Source organism: Streptomyces sp. cg36, assembly GCF_041080675.1.
Taxonomy (GTDB): domain Bacteria; phylum Actinomycetota; class Actinomycetes; order Streptomycetales; family Streptomycetaceae; genus Streptomyces.
On the sequence record NZ_CP163521.1, the window covers coordinates 276,474 to 303,012 of the forward strand.

Consider the following 26,539-nt stretch of genomic DNA (forward strand, 5'->3'; position numbering starts at 1 on the left):
AGTCCCTTCCTCTCTCTGCCCGAAGGAGTCGGCTGGTGCTGGCTGTGGCAGCGCTCATCGCCGTCGCCCCCGGCAGCGCGCTCGCGGCCGCGGATGCGGATTCGGCGATGCCTACGGCCGAGGGCTACGACGCCAAGGGCGAGCGGATGGCCTCGTATGCGCCGGTTCTTCAGGACTGTGCGGCCACACGCGCCACCTGTTCGTTCCAGATCGATCAGACCAAGCCCCGAGAATTCAACACCGCAGTGCAGTCCCTGGGGAACGCGGTGATCAACTGCACGAAGAAGGACATTAAGGTCACTCGCAAGCTCACGCTGACTACGGCGACCTCCGACAACCTGGGCGGCGAGATCGGGGGGTCTGCCGACTCATCCGGCAACGTCTCCGGATCGGTCTCCTCCTCACTGGAGAACAACAACAACACCAACGGCAGTTTCAGCTTCCCCAACCTGGAGACGGGCCCCACGGGCACCATCGGCGGCACAACAACCACCGGCGCCAGCGGCTCCGTCACTGGTTCCATGGGCGCCTCGGCGGCGTTCAAGGGCGCCTACAACGGAAGGTACTCGCGCACCTGGATGGACCAGCAAGCCGAGGAGACCCAGTACGACGTGGTTGTCGCGCCAGGAGACACCCTAGTATTCGCGGCAAGCCACGCCATGCAGAGAGTCACGGGGACCTTGACCACCGGCAGCGGGGGGTCCATCCGCAATGTTGCCGTCGACGGCCCGTCCTCGGTGAACCGCAGTACGTTCATCGCGGACACGTTCACCGTGCCGGACGGGACCTGCCAACGCGTTCGCCCGGAGGGGCGCCTTGCGCAAGAGGCCGCGGGCCCGCGTGCGATGCCCGCGGCGGACATGCTGACGCCGATCGACGCCCTGCCCAAGGGGGCACAGCTGAAGAAGCGCTCCGTGGCTTCCGCCTCCCAGGTGGCGAGGATTCCAGCACGGCTGTCCAAGTGAGGCAGGCCGGCTGTCAGACCCCGGCAGGCAGCCGGTCGGCACCACCGCGCCCTTGACGCTTCCCTCTGCCGGGCGGCTTCGCCCCGTGAACTCTCCAGCTGTGCGCGGCACTGACCGGCGCGGCGCCTCGTTGTCACACAAGCCGCCCGGAAGAAGCCGGGCCGTCGCCAGCGACCGCATCTGCTGTCTCCGACGGCCTTTTGCCTGCCCCAGATTTCCGCCCTTCCCCATCCCCAGGCCCGCGCACGCCTTCCCTCGGCGGGAGGCCGTATCAGGAGGATTCCCATGCACAAATACGGCTCGGCAGCTGAGGGCGGGCGCAGTATGCCGCGCATGCTGGTGATCGGAGTCCTCTGGGTAACGCTGACGGTCCCCACGCTCACGGTGGCTACGGGCGCCTCCGCCTCATCACCTGCTGCGACCACCGCAGCGGGGACAGGCAGTGGGCAGCACCACAAGTGCACCAGGAACGGCTGGACCGTCGATCCCAGCCCTGCCCCGGGCACCCCGTATGCGGCGCACCCCAAGGTCACTAACTTCGGTGCGGCGCCTTCGGCTGGTAGCGGAGTGAGCCCCGGGCTGGCACTGCCTGCGGACCAGGTCCGCCAGCTTGCGGAAATGGACAACGATGACTTCATCTGCCTGCGGGAATCAATTCTGGCCAAAGCAGGTCCACTCAGTCATTTGCGCAGGACATTCTTCACGAATGGGTGCACCGGACTTCCGCGCGACCTCACCCAGAGACAGAAAGAGGATTTGTTCAACGCCTGCGTTCAGCACGACTTCTCATACACTGCCGGGCCGAACGCCTTCGCCGGATCTGCAGCAGAAGAGTTCAGAAAAATGGCAGATGAGAAGCTCGCAAATGAGGCGGGACCGGTTCTCGGGCCACTGATTCGTGAGGCCCTCGGGCGATTGGGTCATAAATTCTTCACCCAAACTGACGCGGAGGGTAATAATACTTCCAAGGGAATCTTGGAACAAGCAATTAACCCGAACCCGGGAATCCCTACGAATTCGCAGGACGCTATCTCTCGTGTAACTTATCACCCCGGTGGCGGGAGGACGACTCAGTGGATGACATGGGGAGCGCTTTCCGGGTGAAGGCTGGGAGGCTGCGTGCGGTCTTTAGTGAATCGAGAGGCAAAATGCGGTGACGCAGACCAGGGTGCGGGCGTCATGACACCTTGCCTTCGGCGTCGGATCAGGCGCACGCGTTGCTGGATTTCTGGCCGTTGAACGAGGGTCGGCGGGTGAGCCCGAGACCTGATGGGGGGCGACGGAGGAGCAGGATTAAAGATCCGGATCGGCGACTCCTGGTGCCCCTGTTGAAATAGTCAACAGGGGCACAGTGGATTCGCTGGAAGGTCTGGGCTGGGTGAGAATCCAATCCTTGTTTCGGTAGTCTGATATCGGCTGATCTTAAGAGTCAAGTACATGCATTGATCTCATTCTCATGGCGCCGGGCTCCGGGTGAATGGCTGGGGTGGTAAAGGTGGGCGTTCGGCTTTACGGTGAATCGCGGCCCGCCGCCTCGACGGGTGTGAAAGCCTGGGCTCAGGCGGTGGCGTGTGAAGTCTCGGTCGATAGGCCGAGGGGATGGTATTCGGGGCAGGTTTCGGCGTGGACTTCACCGAATGTGCAGTGCTTTCCGTAATTTATTCCGATGTCAACACGATATGCCAGCGTGCATTCGTGATTCATCCCTCGTGAGGATTCCTCATGCAACAGATCCATCCGGGTGCGAGGGCGGCAGTGCCTCAGCCTGTGCTGGCCGACGCACGCACCGCCCAGCCCCCCGTTGTCCGCATGTTGAGAACCGGCGGGACCGGTGCAGGTGTGAGTCTGCACGGCGGTGGCCTGTGAGCCGCCTGCGTTGTGCCACCGTAGGGACCGCTGCACTCGGCAGTGCTCTTGGCCTCTGCTTGACCAGCCCGCCCGTGCATGCCGAGCCAACTGGACCAGCCGACCCGGTGAGCGTCGCGGTCGTCAACGGCGACTTCACCCAGCCGGCGTTCACCGGCGACTACACCGACAACGTCGTCTACGGCTGGTCCGTCGGCTCCACTGCCGACAACGACGGCAACGGCATTGTCGGCGGAGTGGGCCGCTTCTCCTCGACAGCCTCCGGGCATCCGGGCGGCAAGCCCGCCGTAACGCTGCGTAAATCCGGCGATACCTCCGGCTTCAAGCAGCGACTGCGGGGCGTGCGCCCGGGCGCCAAGGTCACGGTGACCTTCGACGACAGCCCCACCGTGCGTCTGGACTGCGGGCCGCGCAGCACCGAGCAGGGCCAGAGCTACACCCTCCAGGCTCCGGGCGGAGCGGTCAGCAGCTACCGCACCGAGCCCGACCCGGACAAGCAATTCCTCAAGCTGGGCAGCGGAGTGTGGCGCACCGGCCTCACCTACAGCTTCACCTCCACCGAGTACGAGCCGCTCCTGACCTTCACCTCGACCCTGCCGGACAATGTCATTCCCGCCGCTGACGCAGACCCGGGCACGTACGACGTCGTCTGCGGGCCGATGATTGCCAACGTCACGGCCGTCCAGGTACAGCCACCGCTGGACAAGACCATCCCCGCCAACAAACTCCCCTCCTCGCTGGCCTTCCGGGGCAACGACAAACGCACCGTCATCGACGGGGTCAACGCGTGCAATGCAGACGCAACGCCGTGCAAGTTCACGCCCCTGGACGACTACTCCTTCGCCTCCTACGCGCCCGCCCGCGTAGCGGACGAGGGCTACATCAACTGCACCCGGGAAACCCAGACCCGTGAACGTCCGTTGCAGTTCTCCTCCCGCACGGTCAGCGACCTGCCACCCGAGGCAGGACTCCCTCCCGTCCCTGCCTCCAAGAACATGACCAAGCAGTTCACCACGGGCACCGGGACCTCCCCCAGTTGGAACCCCACCACCGGCCGCATGATCAAGGAGATCGTCCAGCCCAACGAAGTCGCCTGGATCGAGACGCAGGCCGCACGCCAGCGCACCGAGGGCTGGTTCACCTCCAGCCCCACCCCGGTCAACGCCAACCAGGACTGGCGTGTGTACACGGTGCTGGACTACCCCTCGCCGCATCTGTCCGACCGCGTCTACCAGCGCACCGGCCCGTTGGCCCCGGCCGAGCTGCAGCGCTGCAGGTCTCATCGCCCCAACGCCGTAACCCCCAATGGCGCGGATGCCCCCGCCACGGGAGCGGACCGTGAATCCAACCCCGTCGGCCCGCCCGGCACCCTGCACATCTACAACAAGCCGTGAAGGAAAGCCACGCCATGATCACACCCCGCGAAGCGGCACACTGCCGCCCGCCCGCCCGTAACCCCCGCCGCATCGGCACGACCGCGGTCCTGCTTGCCCTGGCCGCGCTCGGCCTAGTCCCCGGCCATCCCGCGTCCGCTGCTGCGTCGTCGGCGACCGCCGCGGCCCGCATCGTTCCCGAGGACTCGCAGGAGATCGGCGCCTTCGGCGACAACGCCTACCAGCAGTCGGCGATCCCGTCCGCGGTACAGAAGGGCGCCAGCGCCATCTCGGCCGGCCGCTTCCACTCACTGGCCCTGAAGAACAACGCCGTGTACGCCTGGGGCAGCAACCTGTACCAGCAGACCACCGTGCCCAAAGAGCTCTCCTCCGGAGTCACCGCGATCTCCGGCGGCTATCTCCACTCCCTCGCCGTCAAGGACGGCAAGGTCATCGCCTGGGGCAGCGACCGCTATGACGCCACCAAGGTCCCGCAGGACTCTCAGTCCGGTGTCACCGCAGTCGCCGCAGGCCAGTTCTTCTCCCTCGCGCTGAAGGACGGCAAGGTCATCGCCTGGGGCGACAACCGCTACCAGCAGACCCAGCTGCCACAGCAGACCCAGTCCGGGATCACTGCCATCGCGGCCGGCGCCTACCACGCCCTCGCACTCACCGCGGACAAAAAGGTCATCGCCTGGGGCGATAACCGGAACAAGCAGACCGCGGTCCCTCCGGAAGTTCAGTCCAGCTCCATCATCGCCATCGCCGCCGGCCGGGACTTCTCCCTCGCCCTCAGCGACCAGGGCCGCGTCTACGCTTGGGGCAGTGAGAGCCGGAGCAAACTCGTCGTGCCCGAAACCGCGAAGACCCAGGTCACGGCAATCACCGCAGGCTACGAACACGCAGTCGCCCTGCGCAGCACGGGAGAAGTCATCGCCTGGGGCGACGACCGCTACCAGCAGACCCGGCCCGCAGCGGCCCAGTGGGGCACCACGGCCATCACCGCAGGCGCCTACCACACCCTCGCGGTCCGCGGATGCCAGACCGGAAGCTTCTGCATGTGGGAAGACACCAACTACACGGGACGCTCAGGCTTCTACAAGAGCGAACGGCCCTACTTGTCGTCGGACAGCCTGGAGAACAAGGTCAGCTCTGTCACCAACAACACCAAGCAGAACTGGTGCATCTACCGCGGGGACGCTTACCAGGTCGAAGCCCGTGTGGTCCCGCCCGGAAAGACCATCCCGGACCTGGCGGACCCTGCCTGGAACTTCGACAACGCCACCCGATCGGCTAGGCCCTGCTGAGCCGTCACGAACAGAGCGAGAGCGGCCAGCTTCCCCTCGCAGCTGCACCACCGCAGGCCCTCCCGGTTACGACATGTGACCTGGAGGGGGCCCTGTGCGGCCCCAGCCCTCGCCGGCTGGGGCCGCGTGCCTGCTATTGGATGCCGAGCTTGGCCAGTGCGGTGGTCCAGTCGGTAGCGATGGCGGTCTGTGCGGCGTTCAGCTGGACTTTGCCTGAGCAGACTGCTTTGGAGAGTTTCGATTCGACTACGTCCTTGGGGTTGTTGGGGCCGCCTCCGGGCTTGTGGTCGGGCGAGGGGGGCTCCACCCACAGGTTGCGGGGGTCGTCGGGGTCGCCGCCGAGGACCAGACTCACGAGGTGGTCGTACTCGCTGTCGCCCATCGGGCCTGTGTATCCGTAGGACCGGGCGTTGGCGGTCTTTTCCGGGCCGGTCACCGACACCGGCGGCCGGATCGTCCCGGTGTACCCCGACGTGCAGACCGTGGTCTTGACCGTGGCCTGTGTGACCTTCGGGTTCAGGGCGCCGGGCGTGCATTTCGGGTCCGGGAGCGGCTGCTTGTTGGCGGTGTACCGGTAGGTGCAGGTTCCGGGGGCGGGCTGGGGCTGGATGCGGTACTTGGACTGCGGGCCGGGCCCGTACTGCAGCGCGGCGGGCGCCCCCGGGGCCGGCGCGGACACGCTACTGGCGTGCGTGGAACCTCCTGGTCCTCCCGTGTGTTTGGCGTTGTCGGATGTCTTGCTGCCTGATGAGCACGCTGCCATCGAGGCAGTGAGCAAGACGACCGCGGCGGTGATGGTGAGACGGCGGCGCATGGCGGGACCCCCAGGTGGTCGGCGTGGCGGGACTCTGTCCCCCCGTCCCGCAGACATGCCTCGGGGCCGGGGAGTCCGCCCGATCGGACGACAAGACGGGGGAGTCCGGCGCCGGGTTGCTCTGCACGCGGTCACGCGATCGCCATGAGACGGCAATGGGGGCGCACCGCGCTCAGCGGACCCGCCGAGGACTTCGAGCGGGAGGCGCCGGGTGACCGTTCCGCCGCGTGAGGCTGCTGACCGGGGATGGAGTGCGCCGCGGTCAGCGGACGGCGGCCTTCTTCGGGAAGCCGCCCTGTGTGGACCGGCGCGGTTGTCCCAGCGTTTGCTGCCATACGTTCAGCGTGCCGATGCTGATCCAAGATGAGCGGCGAGGGCTGTCTTGGTCTTGTAGCGGAGGTCGCTCCACATAGGGGCAGTTCCTGTTCCACCTGCGGTGTCAGGCGGCTCACCGCGCCCACACCGGCCCAGTCCCGCTTGGGGGGGGGCAGGGGCATACGCAGACGTTCGTGACGCTGGCCCGCATCGCGCAGGGCTGCCGCCGAGAAGCCGATCATCCTCGCGGCCCGGCTGATGGGCACGCCCGCCTCCAGGAGCTCCGCGCCCTGGTCTAGATCCTCGGCTGATCGGAGCGAAGCAGGGCCCGCAACTCGTCGGGAGTGACAGGCCCTGGCTCACGAACGGGCTGGCCGACGTCGGCAGGCCAACTGGGACGGAAGCTTTCGACGAAGTTGGTGAAGTCGGTCCGCAGATATCGGGAGTCGGACGGCTTCAGCCGGATCTGCTGGCGGCTGTCCGCCCACCAGATCTCGAAATCGGCAACCGTGCCCTGCGCCGGCCAGTCTTCGCCCTCGCTCGGCAGCAGCAGCACATCGACGAAGCCCCCGACACTCAGGCCGATGTCCACGAAGATCCCGATCGCACCGGGCCTGGGAACCTTCACCACGGTGCCCTCGAAGACCTGCCCAAAGCACAGACCACTCCGAATCCGGGCCCACTCGGCATCTGTCACCACGAACGAATCATCGCACCTTTGGCCATCTGCCCCAGTGGCACGGCACTGCCGTCATTTCTCGGGTTCTGGCTCAACTTCTGGAGCCCCGGGGGGAAGGGGTGCCCCGGGGTCTTCGCCCTGTTTCAGATGCGGGTCTGGTCCTGGCCCGCGGTGGTCTCGTCGTCGGAGTCCTGTGGCGACTGGCCCTTGACCTCATCGGTGATGTCCACGATGTCGCTGGTCCGGGGCGCGGTGATGGTCTTGGGGCCGCCGAAGCTCTTGAAGTCGATCTTCACCTGAGCGGTGCCGATCGTCTCCTCCATCCGTACGGGCAGGTCGGTGCGGGGGTCGACCCACAGCCCGATCGTGATCTCCTTCACGTCGCCGGTGTAGCCGCCCATCTGGCTGTCCTTGGTGCGTCCGGTCAGGGCGTCACCGGCCTCGCCCCACTGGGAGGGGCCGACACGGACCAGGTAGTGGCGGGTGGCCCGGCCCCGGACGGTCTCGGTGCCGAGGTCCAGGACGTCACGCGCCCCCTTGAGGGCCTTCAGGCCGACGGTCGGATCGCTGCTGCCCCGGCCGATGGCCGCCTTGCCCTGCTGGCCGATGACGGCGGAGGCGTCGACCTTCAGCCAGTGCTTGCCCGTGAAGGGGCCGGTCTTCTGGGGGTCGATCAGGTAGTAGTACCCCCCGTCGACGAAGAGCATGCGGGTGTGGCCGTCGGCGCGCAGGTCGCTGACGCCAGAGCTGCGAGTGTCGATCACGGTGTCGAAGGCGGGCGCGTCACCGCCCCATGTGTACGTGCCGGACGCCGTCATCGGGGCTGGCTGGCCTGCGCCGGTGATGGTGGCAGTGATCGTGGCCGACTGGGCGTGGTCGGTCTTGCTGGTGGTGCGCGCGAGGGCGGCCAGGACCGTGGCCCGGGCGCTGGACGCCGCGGCCTTCGCTGACCTCACCGGCGGCTTCGCAGCCTTGTCGGCCTGCTGGGCCGTGCAGGCCGTCAGCCCCGCCAGGACGACTGCGGCCGCCGCACAGGCTGTCACGCAGCGCTTCCCCATGAATCCCACCCCTGGAATGTGTGCGCCGGAGCGCATCGTGTTGTGATCGTTTGTCAGGGAGTGGAGATTATGCGAGGCCACTGACAACCGGCGCGGGATTTTCCTCGGCATAGTGCCGCAGGCGGCGTGTCTGCGGTGCCCCGGTCGAGCAACTGCCTGTGGGGGGTGGGGATTCGGCGGATCGGGCTGCTGTGCCGGAGCGCATGGCTGCACGGATCGAGACCGGCGGAGGCGCGGCGACCTGTCGGCATCATCGTTCGCCGCGCCCCCCCCTTGCGTGCCGAGCGTGAACGCTATCCAGGGTGCCGAAGGGCTTCACCTGCCGGGGATGGGGCCATCAGCGTTTGATGCGGTTGCGGATGGCGAGGACGGCGAGGCCGAGCAGGACGGGTTCGGTCAGGCGGGAGGTCATCTCGATGTAGGTGCCGGAGGTGGTCAGGTCCTGGCCCGAGGAGCGGAACACCACGGAGTTGAGGGTGATGTTGAGTGCTTGGTCGAAGCGCTTGCCGGTGAACCGGTTGCCGGTGGGGTTGTGGGGGGCGTCCTTGCCGATCTCGAAGGTGACTGTGCCGCCGCCGGCCGGGATGGTGCCGGTCGCGGTCTGCTGGGGGGTGTTCTGGGCGAGGCCGAAGGCCATGAGCAGGACGATGGTGAGGAACATGGCGGCGCCGAGCCAGGCCAGGGCGCGGGAGGCGCGCAGGCTGTAGCCGGACAGTGCCCAGTAGGCGGTCAGCAGCCCCCGTTCACTGCGGGGGATGTCGTCTGCGTGGCGGCGCATCTCCATTTCCCCGTAGTAGAAGTCCGCGGCCCCCGGCTCGTGCTTCCCGTCCTCGAAAGCCTTGCGCAGGGCCCGGTAGACCGGGGCCAGTTGTACCGGTCCCGCCCGCCCGGCACCGAGGACTGCCGCGTTCCAGCCCGGAACGGCCCTGGGCTGGGCGGCACGCCAGTGGTGCTCCTCGGCCAGGACCCGGCGCGCGGTGAACCGCACGGGCCGCCGGCGCCGCCAGTGCACGGCGGGCGGGGCGGTGTCGAACGTGCAGGCCCCCTCCAGGCGGAGCTGGTCCAGGTGGACCGTGCCGGCGAACAGGCATCGCGAAAGGTCGAGGTCGGCCAGGACCAGATGGGCCGCGTCCACCCCGCGCAGCGACGCGACCCTTACCCCAGGACCGGGCGCGCCCGAAAGGAGGTCTTCGGCCAGCTGCGGGCCTCTGGTGAGTACGAACGGATCGGCTTCGGCGGCGATGGTGAGTGGGTACTCGACCACAGCATGAGCGAAGTCCACCGTGGCGTAACGCAGACGGATCTCCGTTGTCGAGGACCAGCGGGTGCGACGGCACTCCAGACGGCGCGCAGCGAACAAGAGGGTCACCGGCCCGCCGAACCTTGCGCCGGACAGCACAACCCGCCCGGCACACACAAAAGGCCCCAACTGGTCAGCCTCCTCGAAGGTTGCCGCCTCGAACCAGGCGCTGCTGTTGAAGGTTGCCGACCCGAATCCGGCCATGTCCTCGAAGGTTGCCGACCCGAATCCGGCCATGCCCTCGAAGGTCGCCGACCCAAACCCGGCGTCGCTCTTGAAGGTTGCCGCCTCGAACCAGGCGCTGCTGTTGAAGGTTGCCGACCCGAATCCGGCCATGTCCTCGAAGGTTGCCGACCCGAATCCGGCCATGCCCTCGAAGGTCGCCAACCCGAACCCGGTGCCGCTCTTGAAGGTCGCCGACCCGAACCAGGCGGTGCTCTTGAAGGTTGCCGACCCGAACCAGGCGATGCCCTCGAAGGTTGCCGACCCGAACCAGGCCATGCCCTCGAAGGTCGCCGACCCGAACCCGGCGTCGCGTTCGAAGGTTGCCGACCCGAACCCGGCGTCGCGCTCGAAGATCGCTGCCTCGAACTGGGCTTTACCTAAGCGGGGGTTGCTGGTTGCTGGGTCACGGAGGGGGTTGAGCAGGGAGTTGAGGAGGGGTTCGGTGAAGGTGGTGCCTCGGTGATCGATGCTGGAGCCAGGAGCCAGACCGGCCAGGTAGGCGGCGTGGTCGGCGGAGGCCAGGTGGGCAAGACACGCGGTGTGGCCGACAACGTGGACGCCGCGGCAACCGACGGGATCGGTGGTCGGGTCCGCGCCGTGCCCGCAGTGCGGCCAGGACGGCGGTGTCGGGGGTGTACTCATAGCGGGCGGCTCCCACGGGTGTCAGATGCCCCTATTGACGCCCCGGGGACGGAAACGGTTCGGTTCGACGACGGGCAGCGCCCAAGGTCGATTCCCATGCTGCGAACATGCCGTACATTCCTGAACAACCTCTGGATATCTCTCAGGCACGGTGCGCTGAGGCGCATGTGCCTGAGCATGCCTACTCGCTGCGGACACGGCGGCGTGCGTTGTGGTCGGCGCGTGAAGCAGCTGGGCTGAGGGTGTGCGGAGTGTGGACGGTGGTGGAGCAGCGAGACCCGGCTCGTAGGCTGTTGCCCCCGGGGCCCGCGTGGATGCGGGGGCGGGGGCAACGCGCCGGCCGGCCTGCCAGGACTGGACGGCGGTCGTTTATGCGGGCTCGACGAACACGAGGACGGAGGCGACCTGCGCGCTGGTCGTGTCGTCGCCGTGCTGTCCGATCCCGTAGTGCGTCTCGATGCGGGTGACGAGGAGCGGGTTGCCGGTGGCCCACAGGGTCACGGTCTGGCCCACGACGGGGATGGGGAGCGGGCCCTCGAAGAGGCCGAGGTCGATGGCCTCGTTGCCCTGCTGGTAGAGGAAGGTCATGACTTGCCGGGTGTGCTCGTAGCCCCGGGTGTGGGCCGTCTTGTCGAGGGCGACGAGGGTCTGCGCGATGGCGTTGGGAAGCTGCTTGTCCATGGGGACATCTTCTCGCGGATCATGAGCCGAAGTGGCTGCTCGGGCCTGCGCAGCTGGCGCAGCAGTGCGTCGCGTGGTCGGTGCGCGGCGCGGCGAGGGCGGCGAACCGGGCTCGGATCATCGTTCCGGCACCTGCCTCGTGTACGGAGTACGTGGTCAACTTTTCTTCCCCAGGCTGGTATTGCACTTGCTCGACTTCTCCGGTCCCCCTGCGAGAGCATTTCCGGGAGGGGCGGCGGGGTCCGGTGGGGGAGTGGCGGACGGATCGGAGAGCGGCCATGCGTCAGCGGCCACACGACGGGTACGGCGATCGCCAAGTGCGGCGCATGGAGCCCGGCCTGGAGGGCGGACGCGGCGACCGGGACCAGAGCGGCGCTGCGGCCGAGTGTGAGCTACCAGCCGTGCTCGCCGATCCACGTGCCCAGGCCCTGGAGTGCGAGGCCGGTGCTGAGGGCGATGCGTCGGCCGGCCACCCCACGGCTTCACCACCGAATTCGTCGCTGTCCGCGGCCCCACCACCCCGTCCTGCCTATCCATGAACATGGTGCGGGGGAGATCCGGGCGTGCGGCACTGGTGACTGCGCCGCAGTCGCCCCCCCCCCGCCTGGGCGCCCGCCGACTACCGCGTGGATCTCCCCGGCGGAGCGCTCTGCGTCACCGCCCACCCTCACCGGCCCCGCCGAGACACGGCGTCGACGACACCCGCCACCAGCTTCCCCCCCGATCGGTGCCACTCCACTCCCGCCGTCAGGCCCTCGGCTGACTGCGTGTAGAACGGCGAGCGCTCATGGAGGGGCGGGAGGGCGGACAACGCCCAGCGGTCCGCGGTGAGACCGCTGGGCTCGTGAAACCTTCTGGTCAACCGGTGGGCGGAATGGCAGGCTCTGCTTCCTCTCGAAGGGAGCCGCATCATGACCGGCAAGCCGGAGATCGAACGTGTCGACTGCACCGACTGCTTTGCCATGCCGGGGCCCGACAACACGCGCATCGCGCACCTGAAAACCGGCGGAGGGATGAGCGAGACCTGGCACACGCCCGACTGCCCGGCCCTGGCCATCATGAAGATCACCATGGAAGAAGGAGGCAGGCGAATCCGGGAGCAAGAAGCCTGGGCAAGGGGCGTGTTCCCGTCCGCGCATGCGCGACTGAAGGAAGCAGCAGCCGGCCTGCCGCCAGGCAGCGCTGCCCAGCCCTTCGTCGACGCCCTCACCGAGCTGGTCCAGGCACAAGCCGACGCCACCGGCTTCCTCATCCTGCCCCACTGGGTGGAGATCCTGGAACGCCACTTCCCGCCGCAACTCCCCGATCTTGAGCGGACCCTCCCCTGACACCTGCGCGCCCAGGACACGGGGTTGAGCGGGGCCGGCGTCGTGCGAAGTGGCCGCAGGCCTCGCTCGTTCCGCCTGCCCGTGACAGACGGTGCCTCCACCGTAGGGCGTGGCAGGCACTGATGCGCTGACCATGCGGCAACACGGTGACGCCGCAACTGGTGCCGGTCTTCCCCGGGCGGGTAGCGTCCCCCTTTACCTTCATCGGGACGGAGGGGCGCGGGGGATGCGGTTACGTGCTGAACACTGGGAAGCGCTGCGCACCGCCGCGGCCGGAGAGGCCGCGGAGCAGGGCTGGGTCGGCCCGGCGTGCGGAATCTCCGCGGCGGTCTTCCGCGGCCTGGCCAGCCTGGGCCTGTGTGAGATGGCCCCGCCCGAACAGGTGCCCGCCCTCGGACTGGGCCGTCAGGCCGGCTGGGCCGTGCGCCTGACCGACGACGGCCACGACGCCCTGGTCTACGAGGCCCTGCGCAACGCCACCCCGCCCGCGAACCCCGCGACTGCCTCCGACGCGGACGCCGGCCGGCGACGGGTCGGGCTGTCACCCGTGGACATGCTGGTTCTACGCCGCTATGTAGCGGCGGCCGCGGCGCTGCGATCTCCGCCCGTGAAGGGCCTGGAGAAGGCGCTGCTCGATGCCGTTCAGGAGGCGCAGGGCGGCCGCTACGTGCTGTGGCTGACGGAGCAGGAGGTGGCTTCCGTGGCGCGGGCCTTCTTCCTCGAGCGGATTTCTGGGACGAGCGCGTCGGCCAACCGGCTCGGCCGGGAACACGGAGCCATCTACCAAAGCGGCCAGAACGCCCGGTAATGCCGGCCGGCGGCTGGTGTCCTGGCCGCGGGCGAGGGGCTGAACGCGCTAGGCGCTGTTTCTTGGATCATGTTCGGAGCCAGATGGTGAGGGCTGCGAGGGTGATGGTGCCGAGGTAGATGTAGGCCCGTTTCTCGTAGCGTGTGGCGACGGCACGGAAGCCCTTGAGCCGGTTGATGGCACGTTCGACGGTGTTGCGTTTCTTGTAACGCTCGCTGTCGAAGCCGGTGGGACGGCCGCCCCGGGAGCCTCGGTTGTGCCGGTGACGCTGCTGGTCAAGACGTTCGGGGATGGTGTGGCGGATCCCGCGTCGTCGCAGGTAGCGGCGGTTCTTGCGGGAGGTGTAGGCCTTGTCCGCCAGGACACGGTCGGGCCGGGTGCGGGGGTAGCCAACTCCGATACGGGGCACGGACAACCGCTCCAGCACACGCTCGAGTTGTGGGCCGTCACCGTAGTGACCAGGTGTCAGGACGAGACAGAGGGGCCAAGCAGCGTCCGTCGGCGGCGAGGTGGACTTTGGTGGTGAAACCCCCGCGGGAACGTCCCAGGCACTCGCCGATCTGACCACCTCCTCCAGCCGGACGGCCAGTTTCCGAAGAACCGGATCGACCTGATTCGTCCCCGACGCGACCCCCTTTTGAGGAATCACAACGGGCGGCTCCTTCTTCGCACCGGCAGCATGCTGGTGAGCCCGCACCGTGGTGGAGTCCACCGACACGTCCCAGTCGATCCGCCCTTCGGCGTCCTCCGCAGCCTGCACCTTCGACAGCAGCATCGTCCACGTCCCATCCGCTGACCAGCGGCGATGACGTTTATAAACCGTCTCCCGGCCCGAACCGCTCAGGCAGATCCCGCCACTGCACACCCGTCCGCACCCGGTACAACACCCCGTTGATCACCCGACGGTGATCACTCCACCGACCCCCACGAGCACCACCACGAGGCAAGAACGCCTCCAGCCGATCCCACTCCGCATTCGTCAGATCCCCACGACCCATACAGCCAGCGTGACCCCAACACCCCACACCTGTCAGGAGATCCAAGAAACAGCGCCTAGTTCTATCGCCTTCTTTCCATTCCTGCCGCAGGCCGCAGCAGATTGCGGGCGAGGGCCGCTCTGGTGACGGCGCCCGTCGGGCTTTCCCCGCCTGAGATCTGGCGGACGCACTCGATCTGCCATCCGCGTGGCAGGGCGAGAAGCGTGTGGAGGATTTCCAGGGCGAGGTAGGTGGTGCCGGGGCCGTCGGCGCCGGGTTCATCGACCCAGGTCGGTGTGCGGTAGCGGGCGCGTGCGCACCGGTCGAGGACAGCGTCGAGGGCGGGCGGCGCGGGCGGGGTGGGGCGCCACGGTGCGGCCCGTTCCGGCTCGGTGCGGCGCAGCGCCTCGGCCTGCCATTCGTCGGGCAGCGCGAGGAGCTCGCGGTGGAGGCGCACGGCATCGGTGGCCTGTTGCGCGCGGTCGGGGAGTGCATAGCGCCAGCAGTCCGTATCGGGGTCCAGCCAGGTGGCGAAATAGGCGAGTTCACGGGCCAGCGGGGCGAGGCGGGGGCCCCACTGCTGTTCGGTGACGCGGGTGGGCAGGGCACTGCGCAGGCAGTAGGCCGAGGCGAGGGCCGCCGAGACGGCGGCGTGATCGTGGTCGGGGAGCGCCTGCCACCGGCCGGCTTCGTGCAGGCCGTCCCAGAGCCGGGTGGCGGCCGCCCCGGCGGCCTGCACCATGTCCGGCCACGGGTGGTGCTGCCACCGCAGCAGGATGTCCAGGTCGTGGCGCAGGTCTTTGAGGTCCATCAGGCGGTCACCTTGGTGAGCAGGGAGCTGTTCGCGTCGCTGTCGTGGCTGAGAGCGAGGGCCTGGCAGGGCAGGAGGCGCAGGGCAGCGGCGGTCTGGTCGGTGTACTGCTCGCCGCCCGCGGGGGGCAGCAGCTCGAACACGTCGGGGTAGCGGCTCTCGGTGTCCCGGGTGACGAAGTGGGCGGGGGTGAGCTGAGGGTCCTCGTCGCGTACGGCCGGGGTGGTGTCGGGCGTGAGGGTGGGGAACAGGAGCCGTGTGGCCTGGCCCTGGGTAGCCAGGGTCAGGCCGAGCCAGTCGGCGAGCTGGCCGGGATGGAATCGGACCCGGAGTTCCGTGCCGCGGGCGGTGCGGACCGGCGTCCGTGATCCGCTGAGCAGGGCGTCGGTGACGCGCTGGTCCTGGGTCGGGTCCAGCACATCCCCGCCTTGCACCCGGTCGGCGACTGCGGCGTACAGGCCGAGGGAGTTGAGGAGCCCGACGCCCACGGATGCGGCTGTGGGCCAAGGCAGGACCCGTACCCGGAATCCCGAACGGCGGACGAAGACGCGGTCGGTGGCGAGCAGCGACCACCCGGCACGGGCGAGGAGGAGGGCCACGGTGGTTTTGCCTGCGCCCTCGGGCCCGAGGGCGAGGACGGTGCGGCCGTCGGGGTCGGTGACGGCGGAGGCGTGCAGCATGGACCAGCCGTCGGCGAGGAGCTGCCCGCGGATCCGCTCGCGCACGAGGCGGGCCGCAGCAAGGGCGACCGGGAGTGCGTCGTGGCCGAAGATCTGGAGCGGTCCGCCGGGCTCATAGCGGTAAGCAACCTGTTCGCCCGGCTGGGCGGCGAGCAGGACGTCCCCCGGGGTGCGCCGGTAGATCATCGAGGCGCCCGCGTACCGGGTCGACTCGTGCCGGCAGGCGAGGACGTCCTGAGTGAGCTCGTCGGCCTCCACAGGGCAGACGTCCGCCTCCACCAGGGGCCCCGCATAAGGGGGGTGCTCGGCGCTGGTGGTCCACCAGGAGCCGAAGTGGTCGCGGGCCCAGGCGGTCACCAGGTAGTGGCAGGAGCTGAGGGTCACGCGGTGGGTGGCAGCGCTGATCGTTACGGCGTGCTGCGCGGTCGGGGGCATGCGAGGGGGCCTTCCGGGTGGGTGGAGCGAGGGCCGCGTGCGGCCTGGAGCCTGATTCGGACGGTCTTCTGGGCGCCCGTGCCGGAGGGTGGGGTCCGCCCCGGCGCGGGCCGTCACAACGGCCGGGCGCCGAAGCGCAGGAGCTGCTCGACGACCCCGGCCCGCAGCCGCAGGACGGCCGCCGGGTCTTCGCCGGTCCGCTCCACCAGGAGGTGGCGGGCGAGGCGGACCGTGCCCTCGGCGACATCGCGGGCCCGGTCCGCCTCCATCCGCCGCACCCGCGCCCCGGCATCCTCGGCCAGCAGCGCGAGGTAGCCGCCCAGACGCTCCCGGCAGGCTCCCGCCCGCTCATCCGCCGGCGCGCGGACCAGGGCCTTGGCCAGGCGGACGTCACGGTTCATGTCGGCGGCCGTCGGGTTGGTCATGGCGCTCATGGGGAGAGTCCTTCCACAGCTCCGCGGCCCCGCCCCGGACCGGGGAGCGCCGCACGCAGTAAGTAACCGCCGGTGCGACCGAGTTGGCCATGCCGAAGCAGGCACGGGCCTGCCGCACCCCTCCTGTCCAATTGACTGTTCCTTTACCTGCGCGGTGCGGCAGCCCAGCTCTACCGTGGGGGCATGGAGCGCACGCGCAATGTCGCGCTGATCCGGTGGATGGACGACACCGGGACCAGGACCCGCGAACTCACCGACGCCGTCAACGACGCCGTACGCGAACTGACGGGACGACAGGGGCAGGTCACGGAACGGACCGTCATGAAATGGAGGTCCGGCGAGACCCGCAGGCCACAGTCGGTGCAGCGCGCCGCACTGCGGGCCGTCACCGGCCTGACCGACCAACAATTGGGGTTCGCCGTGCGCCGCCGAAACTTCATCGCCACCGCCGCCGCCGTCTCCACAGTTCCTCTCCTGGGCGCCCGCCCGTCCGTCGGCACCTGCGACGTCATCCGGCTCCGCGAAGGCATGGACGCACTCACCCACCTCGACCAGCGCAGGGGCGGGCATGCCGCCCTGGAACGCTCCGCTCTGGCCGGTGCCACCGAAGCAGTCGCGCTGCAGCAGAAGGCGGCCTCCCAGACCATCCGGCAGCGCCTGTTCAGCGTGGCCGCCAACTACACCGCGGCCGCCGCCTGGTCCTGCATCGACGCCCGGCACAACAGCCGCGCACAGGCACACCTCAACGAAGCCCTCCGGCTGGCCGGGATGGCACAGGACCCCATCGCCCAGATGCGCGTATGGAACTCCACCGCGATCCTCGCCCACCAGCGCGGCGACGCCGGGGAAGTCATCGCCGCAGCCCACGCCGCACAGGCCACCGCGATCACCCGCCGCGACCCGCTCTTCGCGTCCCTCGCACACGCCCGCACCGCCATCGGACACGCCCAGCATGGCGACCGGCAAGCCGCCCTCCGCTCACTCGGCCACGCCGAAGACGCCCTCACACGCGCCCAGCCACAACCCCGGCCCGGCTGGATCGCCTTCTACGGGCCTGCGGAACTGCACGCCCTGACCGGCCTCATCCGCAACCAGCTCGCCGACCCCGCCAACGCCGAGGCAGCCGCCCACCGGGCGCTGGCCGCGCTCCCCGCCGCCTACCGCCGCAACCGCGCGATGACCACCATGGACCTCGCCACCGCCCAGCTCCACCAAGGCGACGTCGAACAAGCCTGCACGACGACTGAGGGGGTCTTCACCCTCATGTCCGGCAGCCCCCTGCCCGGCCGCCTGCGCGTGCTGCTCGGCGACTACTACCGCGAACTGCTCACCCTCGCACCCTCCGCCCAGATCGCGCGGGAGTGGGGCGACCGCTACCGATCCCAATGGAGCCCTTCTTGACCACCACCGCGCACACCATCGAATTGCGCCACTACCAGCACGCCGACCTCGCCACCATCCGCCAGACCCTCCTCGACGTCCACACCGACGCCTACGCCGACCGGATGCACGAGGAGTTCGTGCAGCGCTTCCCGTGGTTCGTCGACCACTGGGGCGCCCGGGCCGGATTCTCCTGCGTCATCGCCTATGACCACGGCACGCCGGTCGGCTTCACCTACGGCGCCCCCTGCGAGCCGGGCCGGGAATGGTGGCGCGAATACCTCGACCCCTCCCCGGCCGACCCGACGACGTTCTCGGTGTCCGAGCTGATGCTGCGGCCCGCCTGGCGCAAGAAGCGACTCGGTGAACGCCTGCACACCGCACTCCTCCACGGCAGGCCCGAGGCCCTGGCCGTGCTCACCGTCGACACCAAACGGCCCCGCCTGCAGGCCATGTACGAGGCGTGGGGATACCGGAAGGTCGGCGAGCAGCAGCCCTTCCCCGACTCCCCGCTCTACGCGGTGATGCTGCTGGACCTCACAGCATGACGAACCCGCCCGCCGGCAGGGCAGAAGACCGCACATGACTGGGGTGGGGACCGGCCGGTCCGGGGCGGCGGCGGGTGGCGCCGCGCGCAATATTCCCAGCGCGCATCCGCACGGCGCACCTAGGTTTGGCTGCGATGAAGAAGCGTGTGCAATTCACCGAGCAAGTGGTCCGGTTCCGCGACTACCTGCCCGCGGCAGACCGGCAGAACCTGATACGGCTGATCGACCGGATCGCGGCCAACCCCGAAGGCCCCGAAACCCACCTCGCCTACACCACTGACACAGTGACCCGCTCGGCCTGGGACGACGGTGTCATGGTGCACTACGTCGTGACGGCTTTCTGGGTGGTCGTCATCGAGGCAGACATCTACGACGCCGCCCGCGGCTACAACGAGATATAGCATCAAGGTGAGGGCGGCCCCCCAGGTCAGGCCCGCTTCCTTGGACGGTCGGCTCGCCGGCCCGCACCCCGCAGCCCCGCCAAGAACAGCACGGCGCTCTGCCCACGCCATGATCCACCGTCACGGCTGTCCGTCACCGGGTGAGGCGTGCTGCAACCGCAGCCCGGAAGCGCCCCCTGCCTGGCTGTCGCCCACTGCACGGCCCGGATCGGACTCACGTGGCGGGGAGCCATCGGTCGACCAGAACGGTGAACGGTGGCGCGAACAGCCCCGCAGGGTGACGGCCGTGGTCCACGAAACTGGCCAACGATGACACGCAGCCGCCGAACTCTGACTGAACGGAAGAGCAGCGGAATGACGTTCAACGTCAAGTTCAGCGCAGGGGCAGCAGCATGGCGTGGAACAGGGGGGCGTTCTCGATGCGGGGGCGGAGGTCGCCGAGGACGGTCCAGCCCCATGATTCGTACAGGGCACGCACTTTGGGGTGGTTCTGGTCGACGAGGAGGGTGGCGCGTTCTTCGGGGCGGTGGGTGAGCAGGGCGTCGTGGAGCTGTCTGGCGGCGCCGGTTTTCCGCCAGGGCGGGCGGACCATCAGCTCGCTGAGTGCGTAGGTGCGCTGTCCGCTCTCTTCGGTGACGGCGGGGTCGACGGGGGTGAGGAGGCCGCCCCACCAGCGGGCGTTCTCGGGCAGCGGGGCGCCGTAGGCGTAGCCGACGGGCTGCATGTCGTAGGCGTGGTCGTAGCCGACGGTGCAGGTCCAGCCCGGGCGTGAGGACCAGCCGTCGAGGCCCTGGGCGAAGCGGTCGACGGTGGCGAACGGATCCGTTTCGGCGGCTTGTTGGTAGATCTCGGCGTAGAGGTCGATCAGGAGCGGGCGCAGCCCGGCGGCTTGGTGGTGGTCGTAGTGCCGGATGTCGAGGGACACGGCGGGGGCTCCTGCTAGGTGGTGGCGAGGGCGTGCTGGACGGCGGTGAGGCGGGTGGTGATGCGGCGGCTGTCGAGGCTGGCGGTGTCGAGGGCGGCGAGGGTGGCGGCGGCCTGCTCGTGGTGGTGCTGGGCCAGCTGGAGTTCGGCGAGCTGGACGCGGTAGAGGGCGCGCTGGCGGCGCATCGGGCCGGGCAGCAGGTGCAGGGCCTGCACGGTGGAGGCTTCGGCCTGGGCGTAGTGGCCGAGCGCGGTGTGGGCGATGGCGGCGAGTCCGCTGACCTCGGCTTCGTTGAGGAACGCGAGCCAGGAGGGGGGAGGGCTGGTGGCGCGGTCGTAGGCTCTTTCGGCGGCGAGCAGGGAGCGGGCGGCGCCGGTGCGGTCGGCGGTGGTGGCCTGGCCGATGGCGAGACGGGAGTGCAGCAGCGCGGCCAGGTGCGGGTCCTTTTGGACCTGGCGGTGGTCCAGGGCCGTGCGGGTGAGGCGGACCGCCTCGCGGTGGCGGCCCTCGATGCGGGCCTGGAGGGCGAGATTGGACCAGGCGCGGGCGACGGCACTGGGGTCGGCGGCCTGCAGTGCGCTGTGCAGGGAGGCTGCGTGGAGCCGGGCGGCGGTGGCGGTGTTGCCGCTGTCGTGGGCGGCCCAGCCGGCGGAGGCGTACAGGCTGCAGATCGCGCTGTGCAGGGCCTGTTCGACGCGGTCGCCGTAGCGGCAGGTGTCCAAAGCGGTGGTGAGCCGGTCGATGAAGGCGGTGGCGGCGGCCAGAAGCGGGCCCCCGCCGATGGCGAAGAAGTGCGCGTCGAGCCGGGCGGTCTGCCGGCGCACGCGTTCCACGTCGCTCATCGACAGGCGGCCGCGGTGGGGGGTTTCGTCGATGCCCAGGGCCAGGGCGAGTGTCGCGGTGGTGGACGCGGTCATGAACTGGCGGCGTAACACCTGGACCTCAGCCTCCTTCGGTGCGAGGGGCGGCCGTCGCGGCGGTGGGGGCAGGTTCGCACTGGCCTTTCCCCTGGGGACGAATCCGATCGCCGGGGCGGGGCGGCCGAAGAGGTGTTCCAGCGCGAGAAGGTACTGAACCCAGGGCCAGCGGACTGTGCCGCTGAGCCAGTACCGCACGGTGCGGTCGCTGCAGCGGCGGGGGCAGTCAGGCCCGAACAGCTCGGCCAAGGCCTCGTTCACCGCTTCGGCCAGTGTGGCCTGCGTGAAGTCGAGCTCGCGCATCAGCTCTGCCAGCTGGCGGTTGGGCACTGGGTCCATCGCTTCCCCTCAAGGTGCGGGCCGTGCAAGGGACGCTAGCGGCGCCGCGCGCGGTGCGTGGGCAAAACTCTCCGGTCCTCGTGCGTGAGGTGCCCGCTTTCTCGCCTGACCTCACCTGGTCGTGCGGGGGTTGTCTGGGGTAACGAGGAATTCCCCGCCGCCGGGAGACAGCTGTGGCTCACACGCTCGCCGACACCAAGGCCCGCCAGGACAAGGCTGTGGCACGGGAGTGCATGTCCCGCGACATCGAGATCGCCATGGCGCTGGCGGTGCACGCCCCCGCCGGTGAGGCCGCGAGACGGGTCCGTCAGCGGCTGCGCGGCTACATCACCGTGCTGGCCGTCCCGGCCGAGAGCCGGGTGCGGCGCATGGCCGCGTCCCGCGAGCGGGACGTGGCTGCGGGCACGGTCCGCCATGCCCGCAGCCTGGCGACCTCGGGCGGGGATCCGGCGGCCACGCTGCGGCTGCTCGCCAAGAGCGTGCAGCACCTCCTGCGCTATGCCACGGACCCGATTCCGGCACAGCCCTCGGGGGCCAGCGGCCCGGGCAAGGACACGCCGGCGCGCGCACTGCCCCCGCTGCCGTCTTGGCAACGGGACGACACGCCCCACCCCTACGGGCGCGGACAGCCGGTCCGCGCTCACCGAGAGGAGACCGTGATGGAACAGTCCAAGTCCGAACACGCCCTGGAGGCGGGCCCCGTCATCGTGGCACCGGACGGTGCCGACTCGATGCTCGCGCCGTCGGGCGTCGTGCGTATCGAGGACGTCGAGGACGAAGGCCCCTGACCCTGCCCGATCTGACCCCTTGGAAGGCGGTGCCGGGACTCGGTCCCGGCACCGCTCCCGTCGGCAAGGAGCATTGGGTGATTCACGTCTATACCGGCCCCACGCTCGGCAGCGCCGAGCCGGTGCTGTGCACCCCGCAGGTGAGGGTCCATCCCCCGGCGCGGCACGGCGACCTCTTCGACCCGTCGATCGCACCCGGCGACGTCGTCGTACTGCTCGACGGCGCCTACCACCAGGCGCCCGCACTGCGGCACAAAGAGATCCTCGCCGCCCTGGCCCGGGGAGTCCGCGTCTGTGGCGCCGCGTCCATCGGGGCGCTGCGGGCGGCCGAGCTCGCCCCGTACGGCATGACCGGCATCGGCCGCGTCTACCACGCCTACGCCCACGGCGAGATCGACGGCGATGACGAGGTCGCTGTCGGCCAGGACCCTGCCGGGCACTACACACGGCTCACCTGGCCGCTGGTCAACCTGCGCGAGGTCCTGCGACACGCCGTCGCCGAGCACATCCTGGAGCAACACCAGGCGTCCGAGCTGCTGCGGGAATGGGCTGCCGTCTACTACGCGCAGCGCACCACCGGTGCCGTCCGCGCCGCCTGCCGGCGGATCGGGAGCGGGGCCTTCGAGCGGTGGCTGATGGCCCGCCTCGCCGCCGACGAGCACTTCGGCGACGTGAAGCGCGCCGATGCCATCGAGGCGGTCAGCACCGCGCGCACCGCACCACCGCGCCAGGCGTCCCCGGCCCCCACGGCCGGCTGCTGGAGTACCGCCTACTCCCGCCGCTGGGCCCGCCTCTTCACCGCGCCCCCCACGGCCGAGGGCGCCGTGCCGCTCGGCCTGCGGCTCTCCTACCAGCGGCTGTTCGACGCCGCCTACCCCGCCGTGTGGCTTGCCTGGCTCGAACACCTCTCCCGCCACCCCGGCCCCGGATGCGCAGGCGACGCCATGGCGCTGGCCAGCCGCCTGCACCGGATCGCCCCGCACGCCGCCACCCTGCCGGCCCACCTCGCCTTCCGGCCGGAGCCCGACCTCACTGACCCGGCGACCAAGGCCCTGCTGCTGGCGCGGGAGACCCCCGCCGACCGGGCCGCGCTCACCCGCTACCTCGACGCCAACCAGAGCGCCCGCACCGATACGGGCCACTGCTGCGAAGCGATCAGCACCGAGGCCGCCCGCCACACCCTGCTGCGCCTGTGGAACACCAGCCCGGCCGGCATGCCCGCACACGCGGCCGCCTGCGGCTACCGCACCACCCAACAACCGCTGGACGAACTGAAGATGTTCATGACCGGACTCCTGCGGGACCAGAACCGCCTCCACGCCCCGGCGGCCCGGTGAACACGCACATCCTCAGCCTGGAGGGCACCGTGCGGGCCCGCACCCCCCAGGACACCTGGAACGCACTGTCACCGCTGCTGGCCAACTTCGGGATCACCCGGGTCGCCCGGCTGACCGGACTCGACTGCCTGGGATGGCCGGTGTGGACAGCGATCCGGCCGGCCGCGCAGACCCTCGCGGCCACCCAGGGCAAGGGCGCCACCGACCTGCTGGCGAAGATCTCCGCCGTCATGGAGAGCATCGAGCTGTGGCACGCCGAACAGCCCCCGCGCATCGCCACCAGGGCCCCGGCAGCCCATCTCGACCTGCCCTACCCGCTGGGCGCCCTCCCGCTCCACCACCAGCACCCGGAACTGGCCCGGGTAGAGGTCGACTGGGTGACCTGCACCGGCCTGCTGACCGGCCAGGCGCACCTGCTGCCCGCCGGTCTCATCCACCGCAGCGCCGCACGCCGCGTATGGGAGCCGGACCTGTGGCACACCACCAGCACCGGCCTCGCCTGCGGCAACACCCGCGACGAGGCAATCCTGCACGCACTGTTCGAGGTGATCGAGCGCGACGTCCTCGCCGACAGTGATCCAGGCCAAGCGGCCGGCCGTCTGCTCATCCACCCCGCCACCGTCGACGATCACCACTGCCGACGGCTCCTCGACTCCCTGCACCAGGCAGGCATGGAGGTGGAGATCAGCACCATCGACGGCGCCTATGGCCTTCCGGTCTGCTTGGCGTTCCTGTGGAGCGAGGACTTCCCGCTCTGGTTCGCCGGTTCCGGCTGCCACACCACCGCATCCATCGCCCTGTCCCGCGCGCTCAGCGAAGCGATGCAGTCCAGGCTCACCTGCATCGCCGGGACCCGCGACGACCTTCCCTCCCAGGAAGAAGTCTTCACCGCCGCCCCCCAGCCCAGACCCGCGCCCACCCCCGGCCCCCGGCATGCATGGAACACCGTGATGCACGACGCGCCACCGCCACAAGGCGGCTTCGCCGCTCAGGTCACGGCAGTGGCCCGGCGAGTAGAGAAGACCACCGGCCACCAGCCGCTCGTCGCCGACCTCTCCGACCCCGCTGCGCCGATCGCCGCGGTGAAAGTGGTCTGCCCCGGCACCCGCTCCCGGATCACCAGGGCGGTACCCCGGTGACCGCCGAACAGCAACTCCGCGAAGGATTCGACGCCTTCCACCTCGCCCGCTCCCAGACCCGCCTCATCTCCCGCCTGCAAGCCCAGGCCCTGGGCGACGCCTACCCGGCCGGACTCGCCACCCACAGCTCCTGCGACCGCGCCCTGCTGACCACCCTGGCCCAACGGCTCGACCTACGCCGCGGCCAGCTCCTGCTCGATGCCGGGTGCGGAGCCGGCGGCATCGGCCTGTGGCTCGCCCGCACCCTGGCATCCCAACTGATCGGCATCGACATCTCACCCGTCGCCACCCACCTCGCCGCCCGCCGCGCCCGCTTCCTCCTGCCCCCGGGCCACGCCGCCTTCTACACCGCCCCGATGTCCCGCCTGCCCTTCCCCGACCAGCACGTGCACGGCATCGTCTGCGTGGACGCCCTCTCCTTCGCCCCGGACCGCACCGCAGCCCTGCGCGAGCTCCACCGCGTCCTGCACCCCCAAGGACGGGCCGTCCTCACCCGAGCCGTACGCCACGACACCCCCACCGCAGCTCTCGAACAGCCCCTACACGAAGCCGGATTCGAGCTGGAACACCTGGACGAACGACCCGACGAACCCGCCGCATGGGGCCGCCTCTACCAGCTCTGGATCTCCCACGAGACAGCGCTGCACCGCGTACTCGGGGACGAACAGGCCAGCCGCATGCTCGCCGAGGCCCACCGGATGCTGCCCCGCCTGTCCGACCGTCGCGCCCTGGTCCTCACCCTGCGCCGCCCCCGGCACGAGGGCCGCTAAGCTCCAGCAATCCCTTCAGGAAGGAAGAATCCACCATGAGGTTCGCGGTGCTGTCCGCCGGATCGTGGGGCACCACGTACGCGGCCGTCCTCGCCGACGCCGGCAACGACGTGCTCATCCACGCCCGACGGCCCGAGATCGCCGAGGCGATCAACATGCGGCACGAGAACCCCGCCTACCTCCCCGGCATCTGCCTGCCCCACACCCTGCGCGCCACCACCGATCCCGCCCAGGCCCTGGCCGGCGCCGACGCGGCCGTCATCTCCGTCCCCGCGCAGTCCCTGCGCGCCAACCTCGCCATCTGGGCCCCGCACCTCGATGAGCGCACCGCGGTGGTCAGCCTGATGAAGGGCATCGAGACCGACACCGGCATGCGGATGAGCGAAGTCATCCAGGAGGCAGCCGCACTCCCTTCCGAGCGGATCGCCGTGCTCTCCGGCCCGAACCTGGCCCGGGAGATCGCCGCGAAGCAGCCCGCCGCCTCCGTCATCGCCAGCACCAACAACGACCTCGCCCACACCCTCCAGGCCGCGTCCCTCACCCCGTACTTCCGCCCCTACACCAACACCGACGTCATCGGCTGCGAACTCGGCGGCGCGGTCAAGAACGTCATCGCCCTCGCCACCGGCCTGGCCAGCGGACTGGGACTCGGCGACAACGCCACCGCCCTCCTCATGACCCGCGGCCTGGCCGAAACCGCCCGCCTCGGCACCCTCCTCGGCGCCGACCCCCTCACCTTCGCCGGCCTCGCCGGCGTCGGCGACCTCGTCGCCACCTGCGCCTCCCCGCTATCCCGCAACCGCACCTTCGGCACCCACCTCGGCCAGGGCATGACCGTGGCCCAGGCCACCACCGCCACCTCGCAGACCGCAGAGGGCGTGAAATCCGCCGCAGCCCTGCTGTCCCTGGCCCGCCGCCACCACGTGGAGATGCCCATCACCGAGGTCGTCGTAGGCGTCCTCGACGCCCAGCTGACCGCCCGGCAGGCCGCCGAACTGCTCATGTCCCGCACCCCGAAACCCGAGCAGTACACGGCGACAGCACGATAAAGACCCGTCCTGGGATAGACGACCCTCCGTTCGTCGGGTCGGAGCTGTACATCTGGGTCCCTCGCGTGTCGGCCCAAGGCGGTGTCCGGGCGGTCCAGCCGGATTCACCACCGGTGAGGCCCGAGTTCGGGTCGGCCGTGAATACGGGGGCCGCCACCAGCAGCGGTCCTCTCGCAAGGTTTGGCGGTAGGGGAGGGCCGGACGGGATTGTCCGCCCCGGTCCTTAGAAGCTGTATCTCAACCGATCA

The 26,539-nt window shown here is 69.7% G+C and carries 24 protein-coding genes and 1 pseudogene; 14 read left to right on the top strand and 11 right to left on the bottom strand.

From position 1 onward, the window contains the following. The first annotated feature begins 35 nt into the window (after positions 1-35). From AB5J87_RS39250 to AB5J87_RS39265, 4 genes are all read left to right on the top strand, one after another. On the top strand, positions 36-965 hold the full coding sequence (locus tag AB5J87_RS39250) for a hypothetical protein (RefSeq protein ID WP_369384110.1): 930 nt from the start codon (positions 36-38) through the stop codon (positions 963-965). A gap of 285 nt (positions 966-1,250) precedes the next feature. Next, entirely contained in the window at positions 1,251-2,069 is an 819-nt protein-coding gene (locus AB5J87_RS39255; RefSeq protein WP_369384111.1) for a hypothetical protein, read from the top strand. Positions 2,070-2,938: 869 nt separating this feature from the next. Then, the gene (locus tag AB5J87_RS39260; RefSeq protein WP_369384112.1) at positions 2,939-4,225 is read left to right on the top strand and encodes a hypothetical protein; all 1,287 of its coding nucleotides are present in this window, start codon (positions 2,939-2,941) and stop codon (positions 4,223-4,225) included. A gap of 14 nt (positions 4,226-4,239) precedes the next feature. Then, entirely contained in the window at positions 4,240-5,511 is a 1,272-nt protein-coding gene (locus AB5J87_RS39265; RefSeq protein ID WP_369384113.1) for a peptidase inhibitor family I36 protein, read from the top strand. A gap of 133 nt (positions 5,512-5,644) precedes the next feature. Here AB5J87_RS39265 and AB5J87_RS39270 read toward each other — a convergent pair whose 3' ends face one another. The 5 genes from AB5J87_RS39270 to AB5J87_RS39290 form a co-directional block, all read right to left on the bottom strand. Further along, a complete protein-coding gene (locus AB5J87_RS39270) occupies positions 5,645-6,190 on the bottom strand; it encodes a hypothetical protein (protein ID WP_369384114.1) in 546 nt (181 codons plus the stop codon). Between the two features lie 745 nt (positions 6,191-6,935). After that, on the bottom strand, positions 6,936-7,340 hold the full coding sequence (locus tag AB5J87_RS39275; protein WP_369384115.1) for a hypothetical protein: 405 nt from the start codon (positions 7,338-7,340) through the stop codon (positions 6,936-6,938). A gap of 122 nt (positions 7,341-7,462) precedes the next feature. Then, complete coding sequence (locus AB5J87_RS39280; RefSeq protein ID WP_369384116.1) at positions 7,463-8,362, bottom strand: hypothetical protein; 900 nt, start codon at positions 8,360-8,362, stop codon at positions 7,463-7,465. A gap of 352 nt (positions 8,363-8,714) precedes the next feature. Next, positions 8,715-10,544 carry a hypothetical protein gene (locus AB5J87_RS39285; protein ID WP_369384117.1) on the bottom strand — a complete coding sequence of 610 codons (1,830 nt, stop codon included), beginning with the start codon at positions 10,542-10,544 and terminating at the stop codon, positions 8,715-8,717. 369 nt (positions 10,545-10,913) lie between these two features. Further along, positions 10,914-11,225 (bottom strand): hypothetical protein, encoded by a 312-nt coding sequence (locus AB5J87_RS39290; protein WP_369384118.1) that lies wholly within the window; start codon positions 11,223-11,225, stop codon positions 10,914-10,916. A 911-nt stretch (positions 11,226-12,136) separates the two neighbouring features. Here AB5J87_RS39290 and AB5J87_RS39295 point away from each other — a divergent pair. Together AB5J87_RS39295 and AB5J87_RS39300 are read left to right on the top strand one after the other, a co-directional pair. Beyond that, positions 12,137-12,553, top strand: coding sequence for a hypothetical protein (locus AB5J87_RS39295; RefSeq protein WP_369384119.1), 417 nt, complete (start codon positions 12,137-12,139; stop codon positions 12,551-12,553). A 226-nt stretch (positions 12,554-12,779) separates the two neighbouring features. After that, positions 12,780-13,361, top strand: a complete 582-nt coding sequence (locus tag AB5J87_RS39300) for a DUF6417 family protein (RefSeq protein ID WP_369384120.1) — start codon at positions 12,780-12,782, stop codon at positions 13,359-13,361. Positions 13,362-13,428: 67 nt separating this feature from the next. On the opposite strand, the pseudogene AB5J87_RS39305 reads toward AB5J87_RS39300, so the two are convergent. From AB5J87_RS39305 to AB5J87_RS39320, 4 genes and pseudogenes are all read right to left on the bottom strand, one after another. Further along, positions 13,429-14,359, bottom strand: a pseudogene (locus AB5J87_RS39305) (IS5 family transposase). Positions 14,360-14,420: 61 nt separating this feature from the next. Then, positions 14,421-15,149 (bottom strand): hypothetical protein, encoded by a 729-nt coding sequence (locus AB5J87_RS39310; protein ID WP_369384121.1) that lies wholly within the window; start codon positions 15,147-15,149, stop codon positions 14,421-14,423. Continuing rightward, positions 15,149-16,264, bottom strand: a complete 1,116-nt coding sequence (locus AB5J87_RS39315) for a hypothetical protein (RefSeq protein WP_369384122.1) — start codon at positions 16,262-16,264, stop codon at positions 15,149-15,151. Before AB5J87_RS39315 ends, AB5J87_RS39310 begins: the two co-directional genes overlap by 1 nt. Positions 16,265-16,377: 113 nt before the next feature. Beyond that, positions 16,378-16,698 carry a hypothetical protein gene (locus AB5J87_RS39320; protein WP_369384123.1) on the bottom strand — a complete coding sequence of 107 codons (321 nt, stop codon included), beginning with the start codon at positions 16,696-16,698 and terminating at the stop codon, positions 16,378-16,380. A 183-nt stretch (positions 16,699-16,881) separates the two neighbouring features. Here AB5J87_RS39320 and AB5J87_RS39325 point away from each other — a divergent pair, with 183 nt between their 5' ends. From AB5J87_RS39325 to AB5J87_RS39335, 3 genes are all read left to right on the top strand, one after another. Next, complete coding sequence (locus AB5J87_RS39325) at positions 16,882-18,099, top strand: hypothetical protein (RefSeq protein ID WP_369384124.1); 1,218 nt, start codon at positions 16,882-16,884, stop codon at positions 18,097-18,099. After that, positions 18,084-18,626: a GNAT family N-acetyltransferase gene (locus AB5J87_RS39330; protein ID WP_369384125.1), complete on the top strand. Its 543-nt coding sequence runs from the start codon at positions 18,084-18,086 to the stop codon at positions 18,624-18,626. The genes AB5J87_RS39325 and AB5J87_RS39330 overlap by 16 nt, the downstream gene beginning before the upstream one ends. Before the next feature lie 134 nt (positions 18,627-18,760). Next, positions 18,761-19,027, top strand: coding sequence for a hypothetical protein (locus tag AB5J87_RS39335; protein ID WP_369384127.1), 267 nt, complete (start codon positions 18,761-18,763; stop codon positions 19,025-19,027). 373 nt (positions 19,028-19,400) lie between these two features. Here the strand turns inward: AB5J87_RS39335 and AB5J87_RS39340 are convergent, their stop codons facing one another. Beyond that, positions 19,401-19,952 (bottom strand): GNAT family N-acetyltransferase, encoded by a 552-nt coding sequence (locus tag AB5J87_RS39340; protein WP_369384128.1) that lies wholly within the window; start codon positions 19,950-19,952, stop codon positions 19,401-19,403. A 14-nt stretch (positions 19,953-19,966) separates the two neighbouring features. Further along, positions 19,967-21,208 (bottom strand): hypothetical protein, encoded by a 1,242-nt coding sequence (locus tag AB5J87_RS39345; RefSeq protein WP_369384129.1) that lies wholly within the window; start codon positions 21,206-21,208, stop codon positions 19,967-19,969. 173 nt (positions 21,209-21,381) lie between these two features. Between AB5J87_RS39345 and AB5J87_RS39350 the strand changes: the two genes are divergently transcribed. The 5 genes from AB5J87_RS39350 to AB5J87_RS39370 all read left to right on the top strand — a co-directional run bounded on the left by AB5J87_RS39350 (position 21,382) and on the right by AB5J87_RS39370 (position 26,291). Then, complete coding sequence (locus AB5J87_RS39350) at positions 21,382-21,996, top strand: DUF6415 family natural product biosynthesis protein (protein ID WP_369384130.1); 615 nt, start codon at positions 21,382-21,384, stop codon at positions 21,994-21,996. Between the two features lie 77 nt (positions 21,997-22,073). Next, on the top strand, positions 22,074-23,333 hold the full coding sequence (locus AB5J87_RS39355; protein ID WP_369384131.1) for a TfuA-like protein: 1,260 nt from the start codon (positions 22,074-22,076) through the stop codon (positions 23,331-23,333). Then, on the top strand, positions 23,330-24,472 hold the full coding sequence (locus AB5J87_RS39360; RefSeq protein WP_369384132.1) for a YcaO-like family protein: 1,143 nt from the start codon (positions 23,330-23,332) through the stop codon (positions 24,470-24,472). The genes AB5J87_RS39355 and AB5J87_RS39360 overlap by 4 nt, the downstream gene beginning before the upstream one ends. Beyond that, a complete protein-coding gene (locus AB5J87_RS39365) occupies positions 24,469-25,242 on the top strand; it encodes a class I SAM-dependent methyltransferase (protein ID WP_369384133.1) in 774 nt (257 codons plus the stop codon). Before AB5J87_RS39360 ends, AB5J87_RS39365 begins: the two co-directional genes overlap by 4 nt. A 35-nt stretch (positions 25,243-25,277) precedes the next feature. Beyond that, entirely contained in the window at positions 25,278-26,291 is a 1,014-nt protein-coding gene (locus tag AB5J87_RS39370) for an NAD(P)H-dependent glycerol-3-phosphate dehydrogenase (protein WP_369384134.1), read from the top strand. Positions 26,292-26,539 lie beyond the last annotated feature (248 nt).

What these genes read in the sequence shown, in the direction of transcription:
- AB5J87_RS39255 (WP_369384111.1), top strand. Translation starts at nt 1,251, where the DNA reads ATGCACAAATACGGCTCGGCAGCTGAGGGCGGGCGCAGTATGCCGCGC.
- AB5J87_RS39265 (WP_369384113.1), top strand. Translation starts at nt 4,240, where the DNA reads ATGATCACACCCCGCGAAGCGGCACACTGCCGCCCGCCCGCCCGTAAC.
- AB5J87_RS39285 (WP_369384117.1), bottom strand. Translation starts at nt 10,544, where the DNA reads ATGAGTACACCCCCGACACCGCCGTCCTGGCCGCACTGCGGGCACGGC.
- AB5J87_RS39290 (WP_369384118.1), bottom strand. Translation starts at nt 11,225, where the DNA reads ATGGACAAGCAGCTTCCCAACGCCATCGCGCAGACCCTCGTCGCCCTC.
- AB5J87_RS39295 (WP_369384119.1), top strand. Translation starts at nt 12,137, where the DNA reads ATGACCGGCAAGCCGGAGATCGAACGTGTCGACTGCACCGACTGCTTT.
- AB5J87_RS39300 (WP_369384120.1), top strand. Translation starts at nt 12,780, where the DNA reads ATGCGGTTACGTGCTGAACACTGGGAAGCGCTGCGCACCGCCGCGGCC.
- AB5J87_RS39310 (WP_369384121.1), bottom strand. Translation starts at nt 15,149, where the DNA reads ATGGACCTCAAAGACCTGCGCCACGACCTGGACATCCTGCTGCGGTGG.
- AB5J87_RS39315 (WP_369384122.1), bottom strand. Translation starts at nt 16,264, where the DNA reads ATGCCCCCGACCGCGCAGCACGCCGTAACGATCAGCGCTGCCACCCAC.
- AB5J87_RS39320 (WP_369384123.1), bottom strand. Translation starts at nt 16,698, where the DNA reads ATGAGCGCCATGACCAACCCGACGGCCGCCGACATGAACCGTGACGTC.
- AB5J87_RS39325 (WP_369384124.1), top strand. Translation starts at nt 16,882, where the DNA reads ATGGAGCGCACGCGCAATGTCGCGCTGATCCGGTGGATGGACGACACC.
- AB5J87_RS39330 (WP_369384125.1), top strand. Translation starts at nt 18,084, where the DNA reads ATGGAGCCCTTCTTGACCACCACCGCGCACACCATCGAATTGCGCCAC.
- AB5J87_RS39335 (WP_369384127.1), top strand. Translation starts at nt 18,761, where the DNA reads ATGAAGAAGCGTGTGCAATTCACCGAGCAAGTGGTCCGGTTCCGCGAC.
- AB5J87_RS39345 (WP_369384129.1), bottom strand. Translation starts at nt 21,208, where the DNA reads ATGGACCCAGTGCCCAACCGCCAGCTGGCAGAGCTGATGCGCGAGCTC.
- AB5J87_RS39370 (WP_369384134.1), top strand. Translation starts at nt 25,278, where the DNA reads ATGAGGTTCGCGGTGCTGTCCGCCGGATCGTGGGGCACCACGTACGCG.